The organism is Rhodococcus sp. IEGM1428 (assembly GCF_050321865.1).
Taxonomy (GTDB): domain Bacteria; phylum Actinomycetota; class Actinomycetes; order Mycobacteriales; family Mycobacteriaceae; genus Rhodococcoides.
This window is the reverse complement of sequence record NZ_JBNQFW010000001.1, coordinates 1,038,070-1,057,707: the sequence shown is the minus strand read 5'-3', so window position 1 is coordinate 1,057,707 and position 19,638 is coordinate 1,038,070. Positions and strand designations below refer to the sequence as shown.

General features: G+C 63.7%; 19 protein-coding genes. 7 read left to right on the top strand and 12 right to left on the bottom strand.

Annotated features, from left to right (window positions below; genetic code table 11):
* The first annotated feature begins 45 nt into the window (after positions 1–45).
* Positions 46–2,193, top strand: coding sequence for a glycogen debranching protein GlgX (gene glgX, locus ACQR3T_RS04910; protein ID WP_428693058.1), 2,148 nt, complete (start codon positions 46–48; stop codon positions 2,191–2,193).
* A gap of 673 nt (positions 2,194–2,866) precedes the next feature.
* Here the strand turns inward: glgX and ACQR3T_RS04905 are convergent.
* The 3 genes from ACQR3T_RS04905 to ctaD all read right to left on the bottom strand — a co-directional run bounded on the left by ACQR3T_RS04905 (position 2,867) and on the right by ctaD (position 6,844).
* Positions 2,867–3,688, bottom strand: a complete 822-nt coding sequence (locus ACQR3T_RS04905; protein WP_428692672.1) for a peptidyl-tRNA hydrolase — start codon at positions 3,686–3,688, stop codon at positions 2,867–2,869.
* On the bottom strand, positions 3,685–4,911 hold the full coding sequence (gene serB, locus ACQR3T_RS04900) for a phosphoserine phosphatase SerB (protein ID WP_032376971.1): 1,227 nt from the start codon (positions 4,909–4,911) through the stop codon (positions 3,685–3,687). Before serB ends, ACQR3T_RS04905 begins: the two co-directional genes overlap by 4 nt.
* Before the next feature lie 142 nt (positions 4,912–5,053).
* Entirely contained in the window at positions 5,054–6,844 is a 1,791-nt protein-coding gene (gene ctaD, locus ACQR3T_RS04895; RefSeq protein ID WP_032376970.1) for an aa3-type cytochrome oxidase subunit I, read from the bottom strand.
* 301 nt (positions 6,845–7,145) lie between these two features.
* Here ctaD and ACQR3T_RS04890 point away from each other — a divergent pair, with 301 nt between their 5' ends.
* The 4 genes from ACQR3T_RS04890 to ACQR3T_RS04875 all read left to right on the top strand — a co-directional run bounded on the left by ACQR3T_RS04890 (position 7,146) and on the right by ACQR3T_RS04875 (position 9,939).
* Positions 7,146–8,231, top strand: coding sequence for an iron-siderophore ABC transporter substrate-binding protein (locus ACQR3T_RS04890; protein WP_428692671.1), 1,086 nt, complete (start codon positions 7,146–7,148; stop codon positions 8,229–8,231).
* A 4-nt stretch (positions 8,232–8,235) separates the two neighbouring features.
* Entirely contained in the window at positions 8,236–8,709 is a 474-nt protein-coding gene (locus ACQR3T_RS04885; RefSeq protein WP_032376968.1) for an NUDIX hydrolase, read from the top strand.
* A 111-nt stretch (positions 8,710–8,820) separates the two neighbouring features.
* A complete protein-coding gene (locus ACQR3T_RS04880; protein WP_032376967.1) occupies positions 8,821–9,738 on the top strand; it encodes an SPFH domain-containing protein in 918 nt (305 codons plus the stop codon).
* A 3-nt stretch (positions 9,739–9,741) separates the two neighbouring features.
* Positions 9,742–9,939, top strand: a complete 198-nt coding sequence (locus ACQR3T_RS04875) for a hypothetical protein (protein WP_032376966.1) — start codon at positions 9,742–9,744, stop codon at positions 9,937–9,939.
* A gap of 24 nt (positions 9,940–9,963) precedes the next feature.
* On the opposite strand, the gene nrdF is transcribed toward ACQR3T_RS04875, so the two are convergent.
* From nrdF to ACQR3T_RS04845, 6 genes are all read right to left on the bottom strand, one after another.
* Positions 9,964–10,974, bottom strand: coding sequence for a class 1b ribonucleoside-diphosphate reductase subunit beta (nrdF, locus tag ACQR3T_RS04870; protein WP_094618700.1), 1,011 nt, complete (start codon positions 10,972–10,974; stop codon positions 9,964–9,966).
* Between the two features lie 656 nt (positions 10,975–11,630).
* A complete protein-coding gene (nrdE, locus tag ACQR3T_RS04865) occupies positions 11,631–13,796 on the bottom strand; it encodes a class 1b ribonucleoside-diphosphate reductase subunit alpha (protein ID WP_032376964.1) in 2,166 nt (721 codons plus the stop codon).
* A 35-nt stretch (positions 13,797–13,831) separates the two neighbouring features.
* Entirely contained in the window at positions 13,832–14,293 is a 462-nt protein-coding gene (nrdI, locus tag ACQR3T_RS04860; RefSeq protein WP_032376963.1) for a class Ib ribonucleoside-diphosphate reductase assembly flavoprotein NrdI, read from the bottom strand.
* A 24-nt stretch (positions 14,294–14,317) separates the two neighbouring features.
* On the bottom strand, positions 14,318–14,551 hold the full coding sequence (locus ACQR3T_RS04855) for a redoxin NrdH (protein ID WP_032376962.1): 234 nt from the start codon (positions 14,549–14,551) through the stop codon (positions 14,318–14,320).
* 413 nt (positions 14,552–14,964) lie between these two features.
* Positions 14,965–15,087, bottom strand: coding sequence for a type B 50S ribosomal protein L36 (ykgO, locus tag ACQR3T_RS04850; protein ID WP_027496600.1), 123 nt, complete (start codon positions 15,085–15,087; stop codon positions 14,965–14,967).
* A 43-nt stretch (positions 15,088–15,130) separates the two neighbouring features.
* Positions 15,131–15,697, bottom strand: a complete 567-nt coding sequence (locus ACQR3T_RS04845) for an NAD(P)H-dependent oxidoreductase (protein WP_032378164.1) — start codon at positions 15,695–15,697, stop codon at positions 15,131–15,133.
* Positions 15,698–15,802: 105 nt separating this feature from the next.
* On the opposite strand from ACQR3T_RS04845, the gene ACQR3T_RS04840 reads away from it, so the two are divergent.
* Entirely contained in the window at positions 15,803–16,402 is a 600-nt protein-coding gene (locus tag ACQR3T_RS04840; RefSeq protein ID WP_032376961.1) for a TetR/AcrR family transcriptional regulator, read from the top strand.
* 10 nt (positions 16,403–16,412) lie between these two features.
* On the opposite strand, the gene ACQR3T_RS04835 is transcribed toward ACQR3T_RS04840, so the two are convergent.
* A complete protein-coding gene (locus tag ACQR3T_RS04835; RefSeq protein WP_428693057.1) occupies positions 16,413–17,201 on the bottom strand; it encodes a fructosamine kinase family protein in 789 nt (262 codons plus the stop codon).
* A 61-nt stretch (positions 17,202–17,262) separates the two neighbouring features.
* On the opposite strand from ACQR3T_RS04835, the gene nadE reads away from it, so the two are divergent.
* Entirely contained in the window at positions 17,263–18,108 is an 846-nt protein-coding gene (nadE, locus tag ACQR3T_RS04830) for an ammonia-dependent NAD(+) synthetase (protein ID WP_428692670.1), read from the top strand.
* A gap of 34 nt (positions 18,109–18,142) precedes the next feature.
* On the opposite strand, the gene ACQR3T_RS04825 is transcribed toward nadE, so the two are convergent.
* Together ACQR3T_RS04825 and moaA are read right to left on the bottom strand one after the other, a co-directional pair.
* On the bottom strand, positions 18,143–18,427 hold the full coding sequence (locus ACQR3T_RS04825; protein ID WP_080730459.1) for a MoaD/ThiS family protein: 285 nt from the start codon (positions 18,425–18,427) through the stop codon (positions 18,143–18,145).
* On the bottom strand, positions 18,420–19,487 hold the full coding sequence (moaA, locus tag ACQR3T_RS04820; RefSeq protein ID WP_428693056.1) for a GTP 3',8-cyclase MoaA: 1,068 nt from the start codon (positions 19,485–19,487) through the stop codon (positions 18,420–18,422). The genes ACQR3T_RS04825 and moaA overlap by 8 nt, the downstream gene beginning before the upstream one ends.
* Positions 19,488–19,638 lie beyond the last annotated feature (151 nt).

The following is a 19,638-nucleotide window of genomic DNA, read 5'->3' as shown; positions in this document are numbered from 1 at the left end:
CCTGCATTCACGGCAGGATGTGCACGCGTGTCGCCCAATCACGATCTGCCCGCCAGCGCCCATCGAACAGAGGACCAGGAAACTGGCTCCAATCCACCTGGATCGCCGTTCCCCCTCGGTGCCACGGTGATGTCGACTGGCACTCAATTTGCAGTCCACGCGCCCGAGGCCGACGGCGTCGAGGTGTGCCTGATCGATCCCGACGGCGGCGAACGGCGAGTAGAACTGACGACCAGCACGTTCGGAATTCGACACGGATTCGTTCCGGGCGTTCGACCCGGTGACCGATACGGCTTCCGAGCGCACGGCCGGTGGGATCCGCACGCGGGGCGTCGATTCAACGGTGCGAAAATTCTGCTCGACCCCTCCGCCCGTCAGGTCAGCGGAGAATTCGGAGACCCGTCGGCTCTGTTGGCGTACGAAGACGATCCGTTCGGGGTGCCGAGCACTCGTGATTCGCTCGGGCACCTCCCCCTCGCCGTGGTTCGCGCACCTCTCGCTCACGCCGGTCGACCGGCGCGCCCGTCCGTGCCCTGGGACCGCACCGTTCTCTACGAGCTGCACGTGGGATCGTTCACTGCCCGCAATCCTGCTGTTCCCCAACATCTTCGCGGCACCTACCTGGGACTCGCCCAACCCGCGGTGCTCGAACATCTCGCACGTATCGGCATCACGTCGGTCGAACTGCTGCCGGTCCACACCACCTTCACCGAGCCCGGCGTGCGCGCCCGCGGAATGCGGAACCACTGGGGTTACTCGACGGGGGCGTACTTCGCGCCGGATCCACGGTTCGCCGCCGTTCCCGGCGACGAGGTCGACGAGTTCCGCACCATGGTCGACGCGTTGCACGGCGCGGGGATAGAGGTGATCCTCGACGTCGTCTACAACCACACGTGCGAGTCCTCGGTCGACGGGCCGTCGATCAGTTGGCGCGGCCTCGACGCTCCCGGCTACTACCTTCTCGACGGACGCGGATCGGACGTCGACCTGACCGGCTGCGGCAACACTCTCGACTCGGCGTCGCCCGCGGTCGTGCGCATGGTGTGCGACAGCTTGCGCTACTGGGTCGACGAGATGGGCGTCGACGGGTTCCGGTTCGACCTCGCGAGTACTCTCGGCCGGCCCGGTGGTTGGCGATTCGATCCTCGCGCACCGCTACTGACCGCGATAGCCGTGGATCCCCTTCTGGCCCAGGTCAAGCTGATTGCCGAGCCGTGGGATGCCACCGGCGCCGGCTACCAGGTCGGTAACTTCGGAGTGGCGTGGTCGGAATGGAACGATCGCTACCGCGACACGGTTCGGGGCTTCTGGGCGGGCCAGCACGGCGTCCGTGAACTCGCCTCCCGCCTGGCCGGTTCCGAGGATCTGTTCGCGGGTAGCCGCCGACTGCCGTGGGCGTCGATCAACTTCGTCACCGCACACGACGGATTCACCGCCCGCGACCTGGTGTCGTACGAACGAAAGCACAACGGAGCCAACGGCGAAGAGAACCGAGACGGAACCGACAACAACTCCTCGGTCAACCACGGTGTCGAGGGCGAGACCGACGATCCGTCCGTACTCGACGCGCGTGGTCGCCACGTGCGCGCTCTCCTGGCCACGTTGACCCTCTCGACCGGCACGCCGATGCTGCTTGCCGGCGACGAACTGGGCCACACGCAGTCCGGCAACAACAACGCGTACTGCGTTCCCCAGGATTCACCGATCGAGGACTCCTGGGCGATCGACTGGAACAGCGCCGATCAGGACATGATTCGATTCGTCGGTCGGTTGCTCCGTGTCCGAGCGAGCGCTCCGACGCTACGACAGCAGGAATTCTTCACCGGCCGTGCCACTCCGACCGGTCGACCCGACCTGGTGTGGTTCGACTCTGCCGGTAGGGAATTCGATACGGATCGGTGGAACGACGACTCGGTACGCACGATCACGGCGTGGGTCGACGGTTCCGACGTCCGCTCCTACAACTCGGACGGCGGGCAGGTCGACGATGCGAGTTCGCTCTTGATCCTCCACTCGGGCGGACCCGCTGAGATCACCCTTGCCTGCCCGAGTTGGTCGACGTCCCGGTTCGTCCCGGTACTCGATTCCTCGTTCCCGGACGGAGTGCCGCCGAATACGGCTGCGCTGGAGGCAGGTTCGACGATATCGGTGACCGGCTCCACGGTGCTGGTGTTCCGCAGCGCGGGCAGGTAGGTCATGAACAGCTGCACGAGCGGACCGACCCCGAGAGCGTAGAGCACCGTTCCCAGGCCCAGCGTGCCGCCGAGCAGCCAACCGGTGAGCACGACGGTCAACTCGATTCCGGTACGGGTGAGCCGGATCGACCACCCGGTTCTGGCCACCAGACCGGTCATCAAACCGTCACGTGGGCCCGGGCCCATTCCGGCACCGATGTACAGGGCCGTGGCGAAGGCGTTCACCACGATTCCCGACACCATGGCCAGCGATCGAATCACGAGTCCGTCGAGATGCGGCAACAGTGCCGACGTCGCATCCACGGCCACTGCGATCACCACGACGTTGCTCACGGTCCCCAAACCCGGACGTTGCCGCAGCGGAATCCACATCAGCAGGACGGCCACTCCGGTGATCGCGGTGATGGTTCCGAAGCTGAGCGAGACGTGGCTTTCGAGGCCCTGATGAAACACATCCCAGGGATTGACACCGAGACCACCGGCGATCATCAAGGACATGGACGCCCCGTACAGCCACAGCCCGACGTAGAGGGCAGCCAACCTGGACGGGAGACGACGGCCGACGACTGCGCGAAGTGGTGAGGTGAACATGCTCCCAGTCTCCGGCAGTACTGGATACGTTATGGATAGCCAGTTCTACGACAGTGGACCCCCAACTGAAACACGCCGACTCAGCGAACGGCGATCACCGTCGTCGAGCCAGGGGCCACTTCGGTGAAACCCGCATCCCGCACCGCGACGGCACGCCCGCCCCGAACCTCGTCCAGTGCACGGGCCCACTGCTGCGGATCGGCCGGACGCACCGAGCACGGGTAGCCTGCCGACGCCCACTCTCGGCACTCCTCCACGCTCATCGCTCCGGCCAGCAACATCGAGGCATGCCCCACCTGAGCGGCAGCCTTGCCCACCGTCATGGACAACGAAGCATCGACCCACAGCACTGGGCCCGCCGCCGGCGGCGGTGCTTCGTCGGATGGAACGTCGGTGCCACCGATCTGCAGGCGCTTTATCCTCGGATCGAGGTCCCCGACGCGACCGGGAACCAATGCCCGTGCCGATGCACCGCCCACGTCGATCGTGACCCCCGGGACATCCTGTGCGGCAGTCCATTGCGCACCCCGTGCCCGACGGGCAACTTTGCGAATTCGAGCCGACGTCCATTCTGTGAAGGCATCGTGCCACGAGGCGCCTGAACCCACACGCGGGTCGAGGCACAGCATCACCGTGGCCCGGGCGGCTGCCTCGAGCAACTCGCTGCGCAACGGCGGATCCGTCTTCGGGATGTGCAGGACCAACGGCATGGCCAGTACGTCCGCCGGGTCCGATGGATCCTCGGCTCCCCCGTACCCACGGGCGAGTTCGGCGTGACGCGAGTCGAACGTGTTCTCGGCCGAGAACTCTTCGGCATCGTTCTCGCCGGTCACCTCACCTGTCGCATCCTCGAATTCGGGATTGCCGACTTCGGGATTGCCGGCCGGGTGCGCGCTGCTCATGGGATCGGGACGCGACGGACTCCCCCGTCGACAGCATCCGCAGCTTCGATCTCGTTGCGAGTGACGCCGAGGATGAACAGCACCGCATCCAGGTACGGATGCGAAATGGCGGTGTCGGCAATTTCGCGCAAGGCAGGCTTGGCGTTGAAGGCGACGCCGAGGCCGGCCGCAGTGAGCATGTCGATGTCGTTGGCTCCGTCGCCGACCGCCACCGTCTGCTCCATCGGCACTCCCGATTGTGCTGCGAATTCGCGTAGTGCGGTCGCCTTCGCCGCTCGGTCGACCACTTCACCGATCACCCGGCCGGTGAGTTTGCCGTCGACGATCTCGAGAGTGTTCGCCTTGACGTAATCCAGTTCGAGCTCGTGGGCCAGACCTTCGATGACCTGCCGGAAACCTCCGGAGACGACTCCACACGCGAACCCGAGTCGCCGAAGAGTCCGAATGGTGGTCCGTGCCCCCGCCGTCAGCTCCAGGCTCTCTCCCACCTCGTCGATGACAGATTCATCGAGACCAGCCAGTACGGCCACCCGCTGTTCGAGCGACTCCGTGAAGTCGATCTCACCGCGCATCGCCGCTTCGGTGACAGCCCTGACCTCGTCCTCGCGGCCGGCACGTGCAGCCAACATCTCGATGACCTCGCCCTGGACCAGCGTGGAGTCGACGTCGAACACGATGAGCCGCTTCGATCGACGCGCGATGCCGGCCCTTTCCACTGCGACGTCCACACCGATTCCCGCTGCGATCGCCGCAAGACCGGTGCGGAGTGCGACATCGGCGTCCGGCGACGTGTCGGTTGCAGTCACCTGCAGTTCGAGGCCCGTCACGGGGTAGTCGGCAACTCCGCGAATGGAGTCGATGTTCGCGCCCTGACGGGCCAACTCGCGCGAGATGGTGCTGAACGCTCGCGCGGTCACAGGTCGCCCGAGAACGACGACGACATGGGTGCCCAAACTCCGACCACCACTCTGCGCGGCCCCGATCTCGACGTCCACATGGACCCCGACCGTGGCCATGGCGTCCTCGAGCTCCTCCTGAAGCGCTTCGGGATCGCGTGGACAGGTCAACAGAACACCGAGGGTCAGCCTGCCGCGAATGACCACCTGCTCCACGTCGAGAAGGCTCACGTCGTGCCGAGACAGTGCCGCGAAGAGCACCGAGGTCACGCCCGGCTTGTCGGGTCCCGTCACCGTCACCAGTACTGCGGTGTCGTTCGACTTCACCGGATCTCCCTTTCACTCGGCCAGTGGCCGGATACGTCTTGTGGTCACCTCGCGATGAACGGGCGAACCCGAACGCGCCACGAGATTGTCGCAAGCGAAGAGCCCCACCCGGTAGCCGGGAGGGGCTCTCGCTGTGCTGTGACTACCTGGGGTCGGGGTCTCCGGACCCTTCGTGATCGCTGGTGGCGATCGGAGCCCGGCGGGCCTGCTCGAGGACAGCGGTCGTTTTACCGCCGTGCGCACCCGGGCCCACGTGAGCTTCCGCGCGCATCCGCTCGACCATGTGCGGGTAGTGCAGCTCGAATGCCGGGCGCTCGGACCGGATACGAGGCAGCTCGGTGAAGTTGTGCCGCGGCGGCGGGCACGAGGTAGCCCATTCCAGCGAGTTGCCGTAGCCCCACGGATCGTCGACGGTGACGACCTCGCCGTAGCGGTAGGACTTGAAGACGTTCCAGACGAACGGCAAGGTCGAGGCACCGAGGATGAATGCACCGATGGTGGAGATGATGTTCAGTTCGGTGAACCCGTCGGAAGGCAGGTAGTCGGCGTAGCGACGCGGCATTCCCTCGTTTCCGAGCCAGTGCTGGACGAGGAACGTGGCGTGGAAGCCGAAGAATGTCAGCCAGAAGTGCCACTTGCCGAGGGCCTCGTCCATCATCCGGCCCGTCATCTTGGGGAACCAGAAGTAGATGCCGGCGTACGTCGCGAACACCACGGTGCCGAACACGACGTAGTGGAAGTGCGCGACCACGAAGTAGGTGTCGGTGACCTGGAAGTCGATCGGCGGCGACGCCAGCAGAACGCCGGTCAGTCCGCCGAAGACGAACGTGATCAAGAAGCCGATGGAGAACAACATCGGTGTTTCCAACGTCACCTGGCCACGCCACATGGTGCCGACCCAGTTGAAGATCTTCACGCCCGTGGGCACCGCGATCAGGAACGTCATGAACGAGAAGAACGGAAGCAGCACTGCGCCGGTGGCGTACATGTGGTGCGCCCACACCGCAATCGACAGGGCGGCGATGGCAATCGTCGCGTAGATCAGACCCGAGTAGCCGAAGATCGGCTTGCGGGAGAAGACCGGGAACACCTCGGAGACGATTCCGAAGAAAGGCAGCGCGATGATGTACACCTCGGGGTGACCGAAGAACCAGAACAGGTGCTGCCACAGCAGCACTCCTCCGGTTGCCGGATCGAACAGGTGCGCACCCAGGTGGCGGTCGGCCGCCAGGCCGAGCAGCGCCGCCGTCAGCAGCGGGAAGGCCAGCAGGATCAGGATCGACGTCACCAGGATGTTCCAGGTGAAGATCGGCATGCGGAACATCGTCATACCGGGGGCGCGCAGGCAGATCACCGTGGTGATCATGTTGACGCCACCGAGGATGGTGCCGAGACCGGCGACGGCCAGACCCATGATCCACAGGTCCGCGCCGACGCCCGGCGAATGCAGAGCCGAGGTGAGTGGGGTGTACGCGGTCCAACCGAAGTCGGCTGCGCCACCGGGAGTGATGAATCCAGCTGTGGTGATCAAGGCACCGAACAGGTACAGCCAGTACGAGAACGCGTTCAACCGCGGGAACGCGACGTCGGGTGCACCGATCTGCAGCGGGAGGATGTAGTTGGCGAACCCGAACACGATGGGCGTCGCGTACAGCAGCAGCATGATGGTGCCGTGCATGGTGAACAGCTGGTTGTACTGCTCGTTGGACAGGAACTGCATTCCCGGCACGGCCAACTCGGCGCGCATCAGCAGCGCCATCAGTCCACCGACGAGGAAGAACGCGAACGAGGTCGCGATGTACATGATCCCCAAGACCTTGGGATCGGTCGTCGTCACCGCTTTGTGCAGGAACGAACCCTTCGGTCCCATCCTCGGCGGGAACGGCCGAGCGGCATCCACCGCGGGAGCGGGCCTAGGCGCTAGGGCAGTCACAGATCCTCCTGATTGCGCGTCCGACCCCGAACCACGAGGCGACGTCATCTAGTCGTGCGCTCCTCGAATCGTAGACCGTCGGACCGGCACTTGCCGAACCGGTCCTACCGTGTGTCGTATTGGGCTGATTCGACATCGCCCGGATCGGGCGATCTGCCTGCGCTGGGGGCCTTTCCGCCGCAACGGACGCCATGCGAACGCGGTCGATTCCGTGGCCTCGCCGGTGCCCGTTCGAGTGTTCTGACAGAACGGCCTTCCGATACTGTGTGAGACCACCCGATCCGTCGAAGGAAGTCCCGCGTTGCCACTCCATCTGCGAGTCCCCCGTTCGTGTGCACCGCGCAGGACCGGCGCTGTCGTTGCGGCATGCCTTGCCGCGGCTGTGACGTTGGTCGGCTGTTCCGATTCCGAGGCACAGGACGACGCCTCCACCATCGTTCGGAGTACCACGAACATCGCCGGTGCGGGGGTGGTCGGTAACAACCGGGACACCGTAGGACTGTGTCCGGCACTGGCCCCACTGGACCGGACCGGAGTCGAAGGCGATACCCGCCCCGTCGGGCACGCCGAGGGAATCAGCGCCATCCCTGCGGACCCACAGCGCATCGTCGTTCTCGACGCGGCAGGCCTCGACGCCAGCTGCGCAGTCGGGATCTGGGAACGCGTCGTCGGCGCGGCGACACTCGACCCCGACTTCCGGGGAGACGGAGACCAACCGTTGTATCTGGGTACGGGCTTGGCGTCCGTTCCGTCGGTCGGCCCGGTCGGAGCTCCCGACCTCGGAGCGATCGCCGCGCTCGACCCCGATCTCATCCTCGGTGCCGATTCTCTCGGCGCCGAGACCTACGACTCCCTGAACGCCATCGCGCCGACCGTGTTCACCGGGACCGGTCAGGGCTGGAAGGACACGTTTCTGCAGTCCGCGGCAGCATTGGGTCGGGGGCAAGCCGGTTTCGAACAGCTCGCGTCGTTCTCAGCGGATGCCGAGCGGGTCGGCCGTGAGATCGACTCCACTCAGACGCAGGCGTCGGTCATCCGGTTCGGCGCGGACACCATCGAGGTGGACGGTCCGAACTCCTTTGCCGGTCAGGTGCTCGCCGAGGTGGGTGTCGCGCGGCCGCAAAGCCAGCGCGATGCCGATTTCTCCGTGGCGTCGGACAACCTAGATTCGATCGAAGGCGACATCGTCTACGTGCGATTCGCCGGCCCCGATGGCGAGACCTTCGGCCGCGAGGTGATGGACAGCGACACATGGCACGCTCTCGGCTCGGTCACCGACGGGCGAGTGTTCGCGGTGAACGACACGGTCTGGTCCGGCAGTGGAGTTGTCGCGGCGCGCGCCATCCTGGCCGATCTGTCCGCTTCCCTGAACGCTTACGTGTCCTGACGCAATGCCCATTCCGGAATTCGTGCAAGCGCTCCGCAGCGTCGTCGGTACGTCACCGCTGTGGTTGTCCGGTGTCAGTGCGGTCGTTCTCGACGACGACCGTCGAGTGCTGCTGACTCTGCGAGCAGACAACAACACCTGGGCCGTGGTCTCCGGAATCCTCGAGCCCGGCGAAGAACCTGCACCGGCTGCGCTTCGGGAGATCCGCGAGGAGACCGGCGTGGAGGCCACGATCGTGCGGCTGACGAGTGTCGACGTGACGGAGCCGATCACGTACCCCAACGGCGACGTCGCGCAGTATCTGGACATCACGTTCCTCGCCCGCTACATCGGAGGCACCCCACATGTCGCCGACGACGAGAATCTCGACGTAGCCTGGTTCGCGCTCGACGGGCTACCCGACAACCTCACGGCCACTTCACGATTGCGAATCGAGAAAGCTATCGCCGACGACCCGTCGGCGTGGTTCAGGCGCTGACTCCCCCACCGCACCGAGGACACCGAACCGAGGACACAGCTCCACCGAACCGCCCCCTTTCGATCGATAATGTGATATCACTTTAGTATCAACATCGAGAGGGAGGTTCTCATGTCCGCACCCGCTACCGTCGCCGAGAAGCCGACGGGTACACCGACCACGACCATCGCCGAGCGCACCGGTTGGGATCTGCCCGGCTGGTCGATGCTCGGCATCGGTCTCGCGCTGTTTCTCGGCGGAATCGCCGCGTTCGTACTCGGACTCGTGTTCACGGTCGTCGGACTCATCGTGGCCGGGGTCGTGCTGTTCGTGCTCTCTCTGCCTGCGCTCATGGGACTGACTCTGGTGCAACCCAATCAGGCTCGCGTCCTTCAGCTGCTCGGCAGTTCGTACAGCGGCACCCTGCGTACACCGGGGCTGCGCTGGACCAATCCGTTGACGTACCGCAGGGCCATCTCGACGCGAATCCGCAACCACGAGACGGGCCAGTCGAAGGTCAACGACGCCGACGGCAATCCGATCGAGATCTCCGCCATCGTGGTCTGGCAAGTTGCCGATACGGCCCTGGCATCGTTCCAGGTCGACGACTACGAGGAGTTCGTCGCCGTCCAGACCGAATCGGCCGTCCGTCATATCGCCGGCAGCTACCCGTACGACGCCGAAGGTCGAATGTCGTTGCGAGAGAACGCCGACGAAATCACCGCTGCGATGTCGGAGGAGGTGCACGCGCGGGTGCGTTCGGCAGGCGTGGAGGTGATCGAGACCCGAATCAACCGTCTTGCCTATGCCCCGGAGATCGCGCAGGCCATGCTGCGGCGCCAGCAGGCGGGAGCGGTCATCGCGGCGCGTCAGCAGATCGTCGAAGGCGCGGTCGGCATGGTGGAGATGGCGCTGTCGAAGCTCGAGGAGAAGCACGTGGTCGAACTCGACGAGGAGCGGAAGGCGACCATGGTGTCGAATCTGCTCGTCGTGCTGTGCAGCGACCGCGACACGCAACCCGTTGTCAATACCGGATCGCTGTACCAGTGAGCCATGACCGTCGAGCGTAAGAAAATACTGCTTCGGCTGGACCCGGCGGTACACGACGCCCTCGCCCGCTGGGCTTCCGACGAACTCCGGAGCACCAACGCTCAGATCGAGTTCCTCTTGCGAAGGGCACTGAGCGATCAGGGTCGAATGCCCAAGGAAGCCAAAGACATTCGCGCGCCGGGCCGCCCACCGAAAGAGTGAGCGGCACGGCGCGCGAAGGGGCCTCTAGAAGTCCCAGTCCTCGTCTTCGGTGTTGACGGCCTTGCCGATGACGTACGAGGAGCCCGAACCCGAGAAGAAGTCGTGGTTCTCGTCGGCGTTCGGGGACAGTGCCGACAGAATCGCCGGGTTCACATCCGTCTCGTCCTTGGGGAACAGACCCTCGTAGCCGAGGTTGTTCAGTGCCTTGTTGGCGTTGTAGCGCAGGAACTTCTTGACGTCCTCGGTCAGACCGATCTCGTCGTAGAGGTCCTGGGTGTACTCGACCTCGTTGTCGTACAACTCGAACAGCAACTCGAACGTGTAGTTCTTGAGCTCCTCGCGCTGAGCCTCGCTGACCTTCTCGAGGCCCTTCTGGTACTTGTATCCGATGTAGTACCCGTGCACGGCCTCGTCGCGGATGATCAGTCGGATCAGGTCTGCGGTGTTGGTGAGCTTGGCCCGCGACGACCAGTACATCGGCAGGTAGAAGCCCGAGTAGAACAAGAACGACTCGAGCAGCGTCGACGCGACCTTGCGCTTGAGCGGATCGTCACCGTGGTAGAAGTTCAGTACGATCTCGGCTTTGCGCTGGAGGTTGACGTTCTCCTCGGACCAGCGGAATGCATCGTCGATGTCGCGGGTGGAGCTAAGGGTGGAGAAGATGGAGCTGTAGCTCTTCGCGTGCACCGACTCCATGAACGCGATGTTGGTGTACACCGCCTCCTCGTGAGGAGTGATGGCATCCGGGATGAGACTGACAGCGCCGACGGTGCCCTGGATGGTGTCGAGCAGCGTCAACCCGGTGAACACGCGCATCGTCAACTGCTTCTCGACCGCGGTCAGAGTTGCCCACGACGGGATGTCGTTGGACACCGGCACCTTCTCGGGCAGCCAGAAATTACTGGTGAGGCGCTCCCAGACTTCGGAGTCCTTGTCGTCCTGGACCCGATTCCAGTTGATCGCGGAGACACGATCGATCAGCTTGATACGCGTCGAATCGGCTGGACTGTGCGGTGTGCTCTGTGCAGCGGTCATTTCATCCCCATCGTGAGGTTGTGTGCAGTGCGTCGGGGTTCTTGTAAAACAATCTAGCGACTCGCTGACCGGAGAACATTCGAGGGGACAGTCGAGAAACTTCGTGGCGGTTGACGTTGCCAGGACAATCTTAAATCACAAGGCAGTAATTTGCTGACGACCCGCCGAGATTTCGAGAACTTCCTTGGAGGCTTGGAAGTCTCGAATACTGTTGCGACACAACAAGAGCGGCAGCGAAGCCTTTGCTTCGCTGCCGCTCTTTACTAGGTCGCTAAACCCGCTGCGTGATCGTTCCGCCTGGGTTTCGCCGGGTCGCTGCTTCAGACACGAAACGACCAGTACTCGCCGATCTATTTACAGCGGTGTTGTTCGATGTGCCACTACCCACACGCTCAGTGGTCGTCTTACTCGGCCACCTCGCTGCTGCAGCTCTACTCACGAACCGACCACTACCTGCACTTCTGTTAACACTGCGAGCCATGACAGCTCACCTCCCTTTCAGGAGGTCGCGCCCCAACCGGAGGCCCAACTGATTGTTGGAAGATTCCTCGTATAGCCTTGGGATACCTGAAAGGGTGGTCCCAATTCGTTGGGGCTAGAGGGGCCGAGCATTGCAGTGCTCGGCCCCTCACATCTTTGTCGACCGACCGAATCGGCTACAGCATGCAGGAGACGCAACCCTCCACCTCAGTGCCCTCGAGGGCCATCTGACGCAGACGGATGTAGTACAGCGTCTTGATGCCCTTGCGCCATGCGTAGATCTGCGCGCGGTTGATGTCGCGAGTGGTGGCGGTGTCCTTGAAGAACAGCGTCAACGACAGGCCCTGATCGACGTGTTGTGTTGCGGCAGCGTAGGTGTCGATGATCTTCTCGTACCCGATCTCGTACGCATCCTGGTAGTAATCCAGGTTGTCGTTGTCGAGGTACGGCGCCGGGTAGTAGACGCGGCCGATCTTGCCTTCCTTGCGAATCTCGATCTTCGACGCCACCGGGTGAATCGACGAGGTGGAGTTGTTGATGTACGAGATGGATCCGGTCGGCGGAACGGCCTGCAGGTTCTGGTTGTAGATTCCGTACTCCTGCACCGACGCCTTCAGCGCGGACCAGTCGGCCTGCGTCGGAATGGTGACGTCGGAGTCGGCGAACAACTTCGCGACCTTGGGCGTAGCGGGTTCCCAGACCTGGTCGGTGTACTTGTCGAAGAACTCGCCCGACGCGTACTTGGAATCCGGGAAGCCCTTGAAGTACTGGCCACGCGCCTTCGCCAGCTGGTTCGACGCCTGAATCGCGTGGAACAGCACGGTGTAGAAGTAGATGTTGGTGAAATCGATTCCCTCGGTGGAGCCGTAGTGGATGCGCTCACGGGCGAGGTAGCCGTGCAGATTCATCTGCCCGAGGCCGATCGCGTGAGAATCGTTGTTGCCCTGCTCGATCGACGGCACGGAGAAGATGTGCGTCTGGTCCGAGACCGCAGTCAGACCGCGGATGGCCACGGCGATGGTCTTACCGAAATCGGGTGAATCCATCGTCTTCGCGATGTTCAGCGAGCCCAGGTTGCACGAGATGTCCTTGCCGACATGGCTGTACGAGAGGTCGTCGTTGAACGTCGACGGCGTCGAGACCTGGAGAATCTCCGAGCACAGGTTGGAGTGAGTGATCTTGCCCTTGACCGGGTTCGCGCGATTGACGGTGTCCTCGTACATGATGTACGGGTAGCCGGACTCGAACTGCAGCTCGGCGAGAGTCTGGAAGAACTCACGCGACTTGATCTTGGTCTTACGAATCCTCTTGTCGTCGACCATCTCGTAGTACTTCTCGGAGACGTCGATGTCGGCGAACGGCACTCCGTAGATGCGCTCCACGTCGTACGGCGAGAACAGGTACATGTCCTCGTTCTTCTTCGCCAGCTCGAACGTGATGTCGGGGATGACGATTCCGAGGGACAGCGTCTTGATGCGGATCTTCTCGTCCGCGTTCTCACGCTTGGTGTCGAGGAACTTGTAGACGTCGGGGTGATGCGCGTGCAAGTACACCGCGCCCGCGCCCTGGCGGGCACCGAGCTGGTTGGCGTACGAGAACGAGTCCTCGAGCAGCTTCATGATCGGGATGACACCCGAGGACTGGTTCTCGATGCGCTTGATGGGCGCGCCGGCCTCGCGAATGTTGCTCAGCAGCAAGGCAACTCCGCCGCCGCGCTTGGACAGCTGCAACGCAGAGTTGATGGATCGGCCGATGGACTCCATGTTGTCTTCGATACGTAGCAGGAAGCAGGACACGGGCTCACCGCGCTGCTTCTTGCCGGAGTTGAGGAAGGTGGGCGTCGCGGGCTGGAAACGGCCGGCGATGATCTCGTCCACGAGATCGGTGGCCAGGGCTTCGTCCCCGGCTGCGAGCGTCAGCGCCACCATGCACACGCGGTCCTCGAAGCGTTCGAGGTAGCGCTTGCCGTCGAACGTCTTGAGCGTGTACGAGGTGTAGTACTTGAACGCACCGAGGAACGTGGGGAATCGGAACTTCTTCGAGTACGCGTGGTTGATCAGGAACTTGACGAACTCACGTGAGTACTGATCGAGAACCTCGGGCTCGTAGTAGTTCTCCTCGACCAGGTAGTCCAGCTTCTCGTCCAGGTCGTGGAAGAACACGGTGTTCTGGTTGACGTGCTGCAGGAAGTACTGATTGGCAGCCTCGCGGTCCTTCTCGAACTGGATCTCGCCGTTGGGGCCGTAGAGATTGAGCATCGCGTTGAGGGCGTGGTAGTCCATGTCGCCGTCGCCGCGAATGGTTGCGGGCGCGGGTGCTGCGTCGGTGATGGTCGGTGCCACGGCGATGCTCCTACTGGTATGTGGTGGGTGGTGCTCTAGTGCGTGTGGGCGGCGCGGCGGACTTCACGTTCCCAGAAGTCCTCCAGTCCCTCGCGGACTCGCACTACGTCCTCGGGGGTGCCCATCAACTCGAATCGGTACAGATACGGAACCGCACATTTCTGCGAAATGACATCTCCGGCAAAGCAGAACGAATCACCGAAATTGGTGTTTCCGGCAGCGATGACCGCTCGTATCAACGATCGGTTGTGCTCGTCGTTGAGGAACTTGATCACACGCTTGGGGACATAGTTGGTATCTCGCCCGGCGTAGGTGGTCCCTCCCCCATACGTCGGAACGACGAGAACGTAGGGGGAATGGACTCGAAACGTCCCGTCGGGATCACGGAGCGGAATGCGCGTTGCGGGGATGTCCAGCTTCGAGACGAAGCGATGCGTGTTCTCGGATGCGCTGGAGAAATACACCAGTGAGTGGGAAGACTGCGGTTGCGAACTCACCGCTCACTCACTTTCTCGTTCTGTTCAAGCAGCGTTCACTGCGAGGGTCTTGATGCGATCCGGACGGAAGCCGGACCAGTGATCGTCACCGGCGACGACGACAGGAGCCTGCAGGTAGCCGAGAGCCATGACGTAATCACGCGCCTCCGGGTCCTGCGAGATGTCGACGACCGAGTACTCGATGCCGGCTTTGTCGAGAGCGCGGTAGGTGGCATTGCACTGAACGCAGGCGGGCTTGGTGTAAACGGTGATGCTCATGGTGTCCCTCTTTCCGTTGTCGCCATCGGGTGCACCGATGGCGACCGATGTGCTCTGCGTATGGCACCGAGAACATCTCCCGCTCAGGGCGACTTCGACCTGCTCGAACCCGCTTTCGCTGGTTCTTCGAGTTGTGGCCTCTCGGTCGGACAAACACTACACCTAGTGTCCGACATCTGACTACAACACGAGATGTTGCGAACAACAAGCTTGGTATTCGCTGGTCACGGCGTTGCCGGCGGATGATCGGCGCGTCACCTCGGCGTGTCGCAGGTCACATATCGCGGGTGTCATTGGTCACTACCCGCCGTCGCACCGACAGTGACGTCCCCCTACGGCGACCGTTCCCCTTACACACGAGAACGGCCCCTCGGAACAGATCCGGGGAGCCGTTGTCGTCGTATGCGCGACCGTCAGCGTTGACGCGCCTTGAATCGCGGTTCTTTCTTGTTGATCACGAACACCACCCCATGGCGGCGGACCACCTGTGCACCGGGCTTGTTCTTGAGCGATTTCAGAGAGTTTCTCACTTTCATGAGCCCACTCTACATGAAAACGATTACCGATACCATAAAGGGATCAAGCGCTCACGAGGTCGTTCGAGGCCTTGACCAACTCGGCCACCACGTGTCCGATCTCTCCGGACACCTCGGCGTTCTCGCTCGGGTGAGCCGAGCCGAACTTGTCCATGGTGCCGCCGATGGAGAGTTGGACATCCTCGAGCACCGACCCACCGGCGATGCGAACGGCCTTGCTCGTGTCCTCGTGCGCCCATTTGGCACCGTTGCCACTGGGCGATGCGCTGATCACGACGACCGGCTTGCCGACCATGGCACCCGCACCGTAGGGACGCGAGAGCCAGTCGATGGCGTTCTTCAGCACGGCAGGAATGGTGCCGTTGTATTCGGGCGTGACCAGCAGCAGGGCCGACGCCTTCTCGGCAGCAGCCCGCAGAGCGAGCGCGGCAGCAGGCACGGAACCTTCGACGTCGATATCCTCGTTGTAGAAGGGGACATCTCCGAGTCCGTCGTAGACCACGATCTCGGCACCGGCGGGTGCCACGGTGACAGCGGTCTCGGCAATCTGCTTGTTCACCGATTCGGCGCGCAGGCTTCCGACGAGAACGAGTACGTGAGCGTCTGACATGAGATCTTCCTTCGAAAGTTCGGATGACGTGATCGTCACGTCAATTCATACCATCCAAACGGACCATGGTCCACTTATGTTCCCCGGCAGGGTAGGCTGAACCCCGTGACCGGCCCGATGCTGCCCATTGCGGGTGAGGACTCCGAACGATGCGACGCAGCACGCAACCGTCGGCTGTTGCTCGACGCCGCGGCGGATCTGGTGGCGACCATCGGAGCCGACGCCATCACCATGGACGCGGTGGCGACCAAGGCCGGAGTGGGCAAAGGCACCGTGTTCCGCCGTTTCGGCAACCGCGCTGGGCTGATGCGAGCCCTTCTCGATCACACCGAGCAGAAGTTGCAACGCTCGTTCATGTTCGGCGATCCACCACTCGGTCCAGGTGCCGATCCGATCGACCGACTCGTCGCCTTCGGCCGGGCTCGGCTCGAATTCGTCAACGTTCAGGGCGAGGTGTTGCGCGCTGCCGAGACATCGGCAGACGCGCGTTACTCCGCTCCGGCGCACATGGTCAACTTCACTCACGTCCTCTCGCTGCTCCGCGCAGCCGGTGTGGATGGGGATCTCCCACTGCTGACGCACTGGCTGCTCACACCACTCGAAGCCACTCTGGTACTACACCAGTACCGCGATCTCGGAATGCCGATGGACCGGTTGGCCGACGGCTGGGAAGACTTGGTACGCAGAGCAACTCGCCCTCGTTAGCTCGCCCGACTCAGATGTTCTCGACCGCCACGGCCGCGGTGTGCAACGCCACACCGTAGGAGCGGCCGTGCCCCGCTGCATGGACGGCGAGTGGGTGCAATTGGTGAAGTGGAATCCGCTCTCGCCACCCTGCCCGCAGCGGATGTACCGTCTCGTACCCGTCTACGACGCCATCCAGGAACGGGCACCCGAAGAGCGCCAACATCGCCAGATCGGTCTCACGGTGCCCGCCGTGCGCAGCCGGGTCGATCATCACCACGCCCGCCTCGGTCCAGAACACGTTGCCGCTCCACAGATCTCCGTGAATTCGGCTCGGCGGCTCCGCATCGTCGAAATCGCCGCTCGCAACGCGTCGGCATGCCGATTCGACGGTGGCAGCCTCCGTAGGCGTCACGTTGCCCGCGTCGACGGCGATTCGCAGAAACGGCAGCACCCGTTCGGCTGCGTAGAACTCACCCCACGCTCGGTGCACCGAATTGCTCATGGGCCGAGCCCCGATGAACAATCGGCCGGGGAACGGCGCACCGTCGGAGCCGACCGGCGGCGCCCCGAATCCGGCAGCTCCACCGTTGTGCATTCGCGCCAACACTCGACCGAATCTTCCTGCCGCAGGCAGCGTGGGACGCGCCGCGATCAGGCGCTCGAGTTCGATGTGCGTCGGCCCGTGCCCGAGGACTCGGACAACGGGCGCGCCCGCCTCGCCGAGCCAGTGGAGCCCGGTTGCCTCGGCGGCAAAGAAGTCGGGATGCGCCTGGGGGTTTCGTTTGACGAACGTATCGGAGGGTCCACTCACGAAGATCGACCCTACGCACGGCGTGTGCGCACGACCGCAGCCCTGCCGACGTCATTAGTATGAGCTGATGGGATTCATCAACTCGGAAGTGCGCACGAGCATCACGCGTGAGCTGGCAGTGCAATCGACCATCGATCCGGTCACGGAGGTTCGCCGGAGGGTGGATTTCCTCAAGGATTACCTGTCGTCGACCCCTGCAACGGGCTTCGTGCTCGGTATCAGTGGCGGACAGGACAGCACGCTCACCGGCAAGCTCGCCCAACAAGCCGTGACGGAGCTGCGAGCCGACGGCCACGAGGCCGAGTTCGTCGCCGTTCGACTCCCCTACGGCATACAGGCCGACGAGGACGATGCGTCGATCGCCCTGCGGTTCATCGACCCCGATCGAACCGTGACGGTCAACATCAAGGCTGCTGCCGACGCGTCGGCGGCCGCCACGGCAGAAGCATTGGGCACCACCGAGGTCCGCGATTTCGTTCGGGGCAACATCAAAGCTCGCCAGCGCATGGTGGCGCAGTACGCCATCGCCGGAGAACTCGGCTACGTCGTGGTCGGTACCGACCACGCTGCCGAGGCCGTCACCGGGTTCTTCACCAAATTCGGTGACGGCGGTGTCGACCTGACTCCGCTCACAGGCCTGAGCAAGCGTCAGGGTGCCGCTCTGCTCCGTGAACTCGGTGCACCGGAGAGCACGTGGCGAAAAGTCCCCACTGCAGACCTAGAGGACGATCGTCCTGCACTGCCGGACGAGGAGGCCCTCGGCCTGACGTACGAGCAGATCGACGACTATCTCGAGGGCAAGGACGTGACCGACGACGTCGCCGACAAGCTGGAGAAGATGTTCATGGCGACCCGTCACAAGCGTGTGGTGCCGGTGACGCCGTTCGACGACTGGTGGAGGAGCTCCCACTGAGCCGGGCGATCGGACGCCGAGCCGAACCCGACGATCAGCCGCCCGCGAACGGCGGCAGCACGTCGACCCTGCTGCCGATCGCACGGCCCAGATCGCGGGTGAGATCGTCTCCGACGAGATAGGCCGAGACTCGCAGGATCGGGTCCATCGGTGCGCCGTGCCGGGACCGGATCACCTCTCGCAGGTCTGCGAGAGTGGCTCCGACGGGCACGGTGACGTACTCCGAGTCGCACCCCGACGCGTCGACCGCGGCGGCGAAGTACCGCACTTCCACCTCGGTCGAGGACCCCGTGTCCCCGTTCGACTGCACGTCAACCACCGATCGCTCCCATACTGCGGGTCGGCGGCACGAAACCCTCGGCGTCGATACCGTGTCCGGCCCACTTGTTCCACATCGCGCCACGCCACACGGCGGCCAACTCGTCGTCGGTGGCACCGCCCCGCAGCGCCGCGCGCAGATCGGTCTCGTCGTCGCTGAACAGGCAGGACCGAATGGTTCCTTCGGCGGTCACTCTCGTGCGGTCGCAATCCCCGCAGAACGAGCGCGTCACCGACGCGATGATTCCGACGGTGGCGTCGGTGCCGTCGACGCTCCATTCCTCCGCCGGTGCCGACGGATCGGCGCGCCCCACCTCACGCAGGTCGAACTCGGTGGACAGCTCGTCGAGCAAGGTCTGGGCGTCGATCATGTTCGCGCGAGCCCACTCGTGGTCGGCATCGAGAGGCATCTGCTCGATGAACCGGAGGGCCACCCCCTCGTCGAGACACCAGCGCAGTAGATCGACCGCACCGGACAGCGTGTCACGCATCAGAACTGCATTGATCTTCACCGGACCGATGCCCGCTCGCTTCGCCGCTCGGATGCCGGCCAGCACCGAGGGCAGTCGGTCGCGTCGGGTCAGCCGCGCGAAATCTTCGCGGTCGACCGAATCCAGGGACACGTTGACCCGGGTCAGCCCGGCATCGGCCAATGCCGCGGCTCGATGCTCCAAGCCCACAGCGTTGGTGGTCATCGACAGAGGTACACCTGCCGCAGCGTCGGAGCACAGTCGCAGAATCTCGTCGAGGTCGCGGCGCATGAGGGGCTCGCCGCCGGTGAACCGCACGTCGCGTATACCCAGCAGCCGAACGGACACCGACACCACTCGCGCGATCTCGGCCGGCGTGAGCAGGTTCGCGGCAGGAATGGCCGGAAGCCCTTCCTCCGGCATGCAGTAGGTGCACCGCAACGAGCACTTCTCGGTGATGGAGATACGCAAGTCGCGCGCGACTCGGCCGAAGCGGTCGATCAGATGGGGTACATCCGGCCGATCCGCCACGGAATTCCCCTGCGGCGACCGATCGGTCGGAGCAGCACCGCCGAACACCGGAATGCCCAGCGAGGTGACACTGTCCACCGTCACCTCGTACCTCACCTTCGTCGATCGCGATCACGCCTGTCGCAGACGTGTCTACCCAGTATGCCGCAGCCCACACTCGCCGGCGTTGTCGGCGTGCTTAGGATTGGCACCCATGACTGCTGAGCACAAG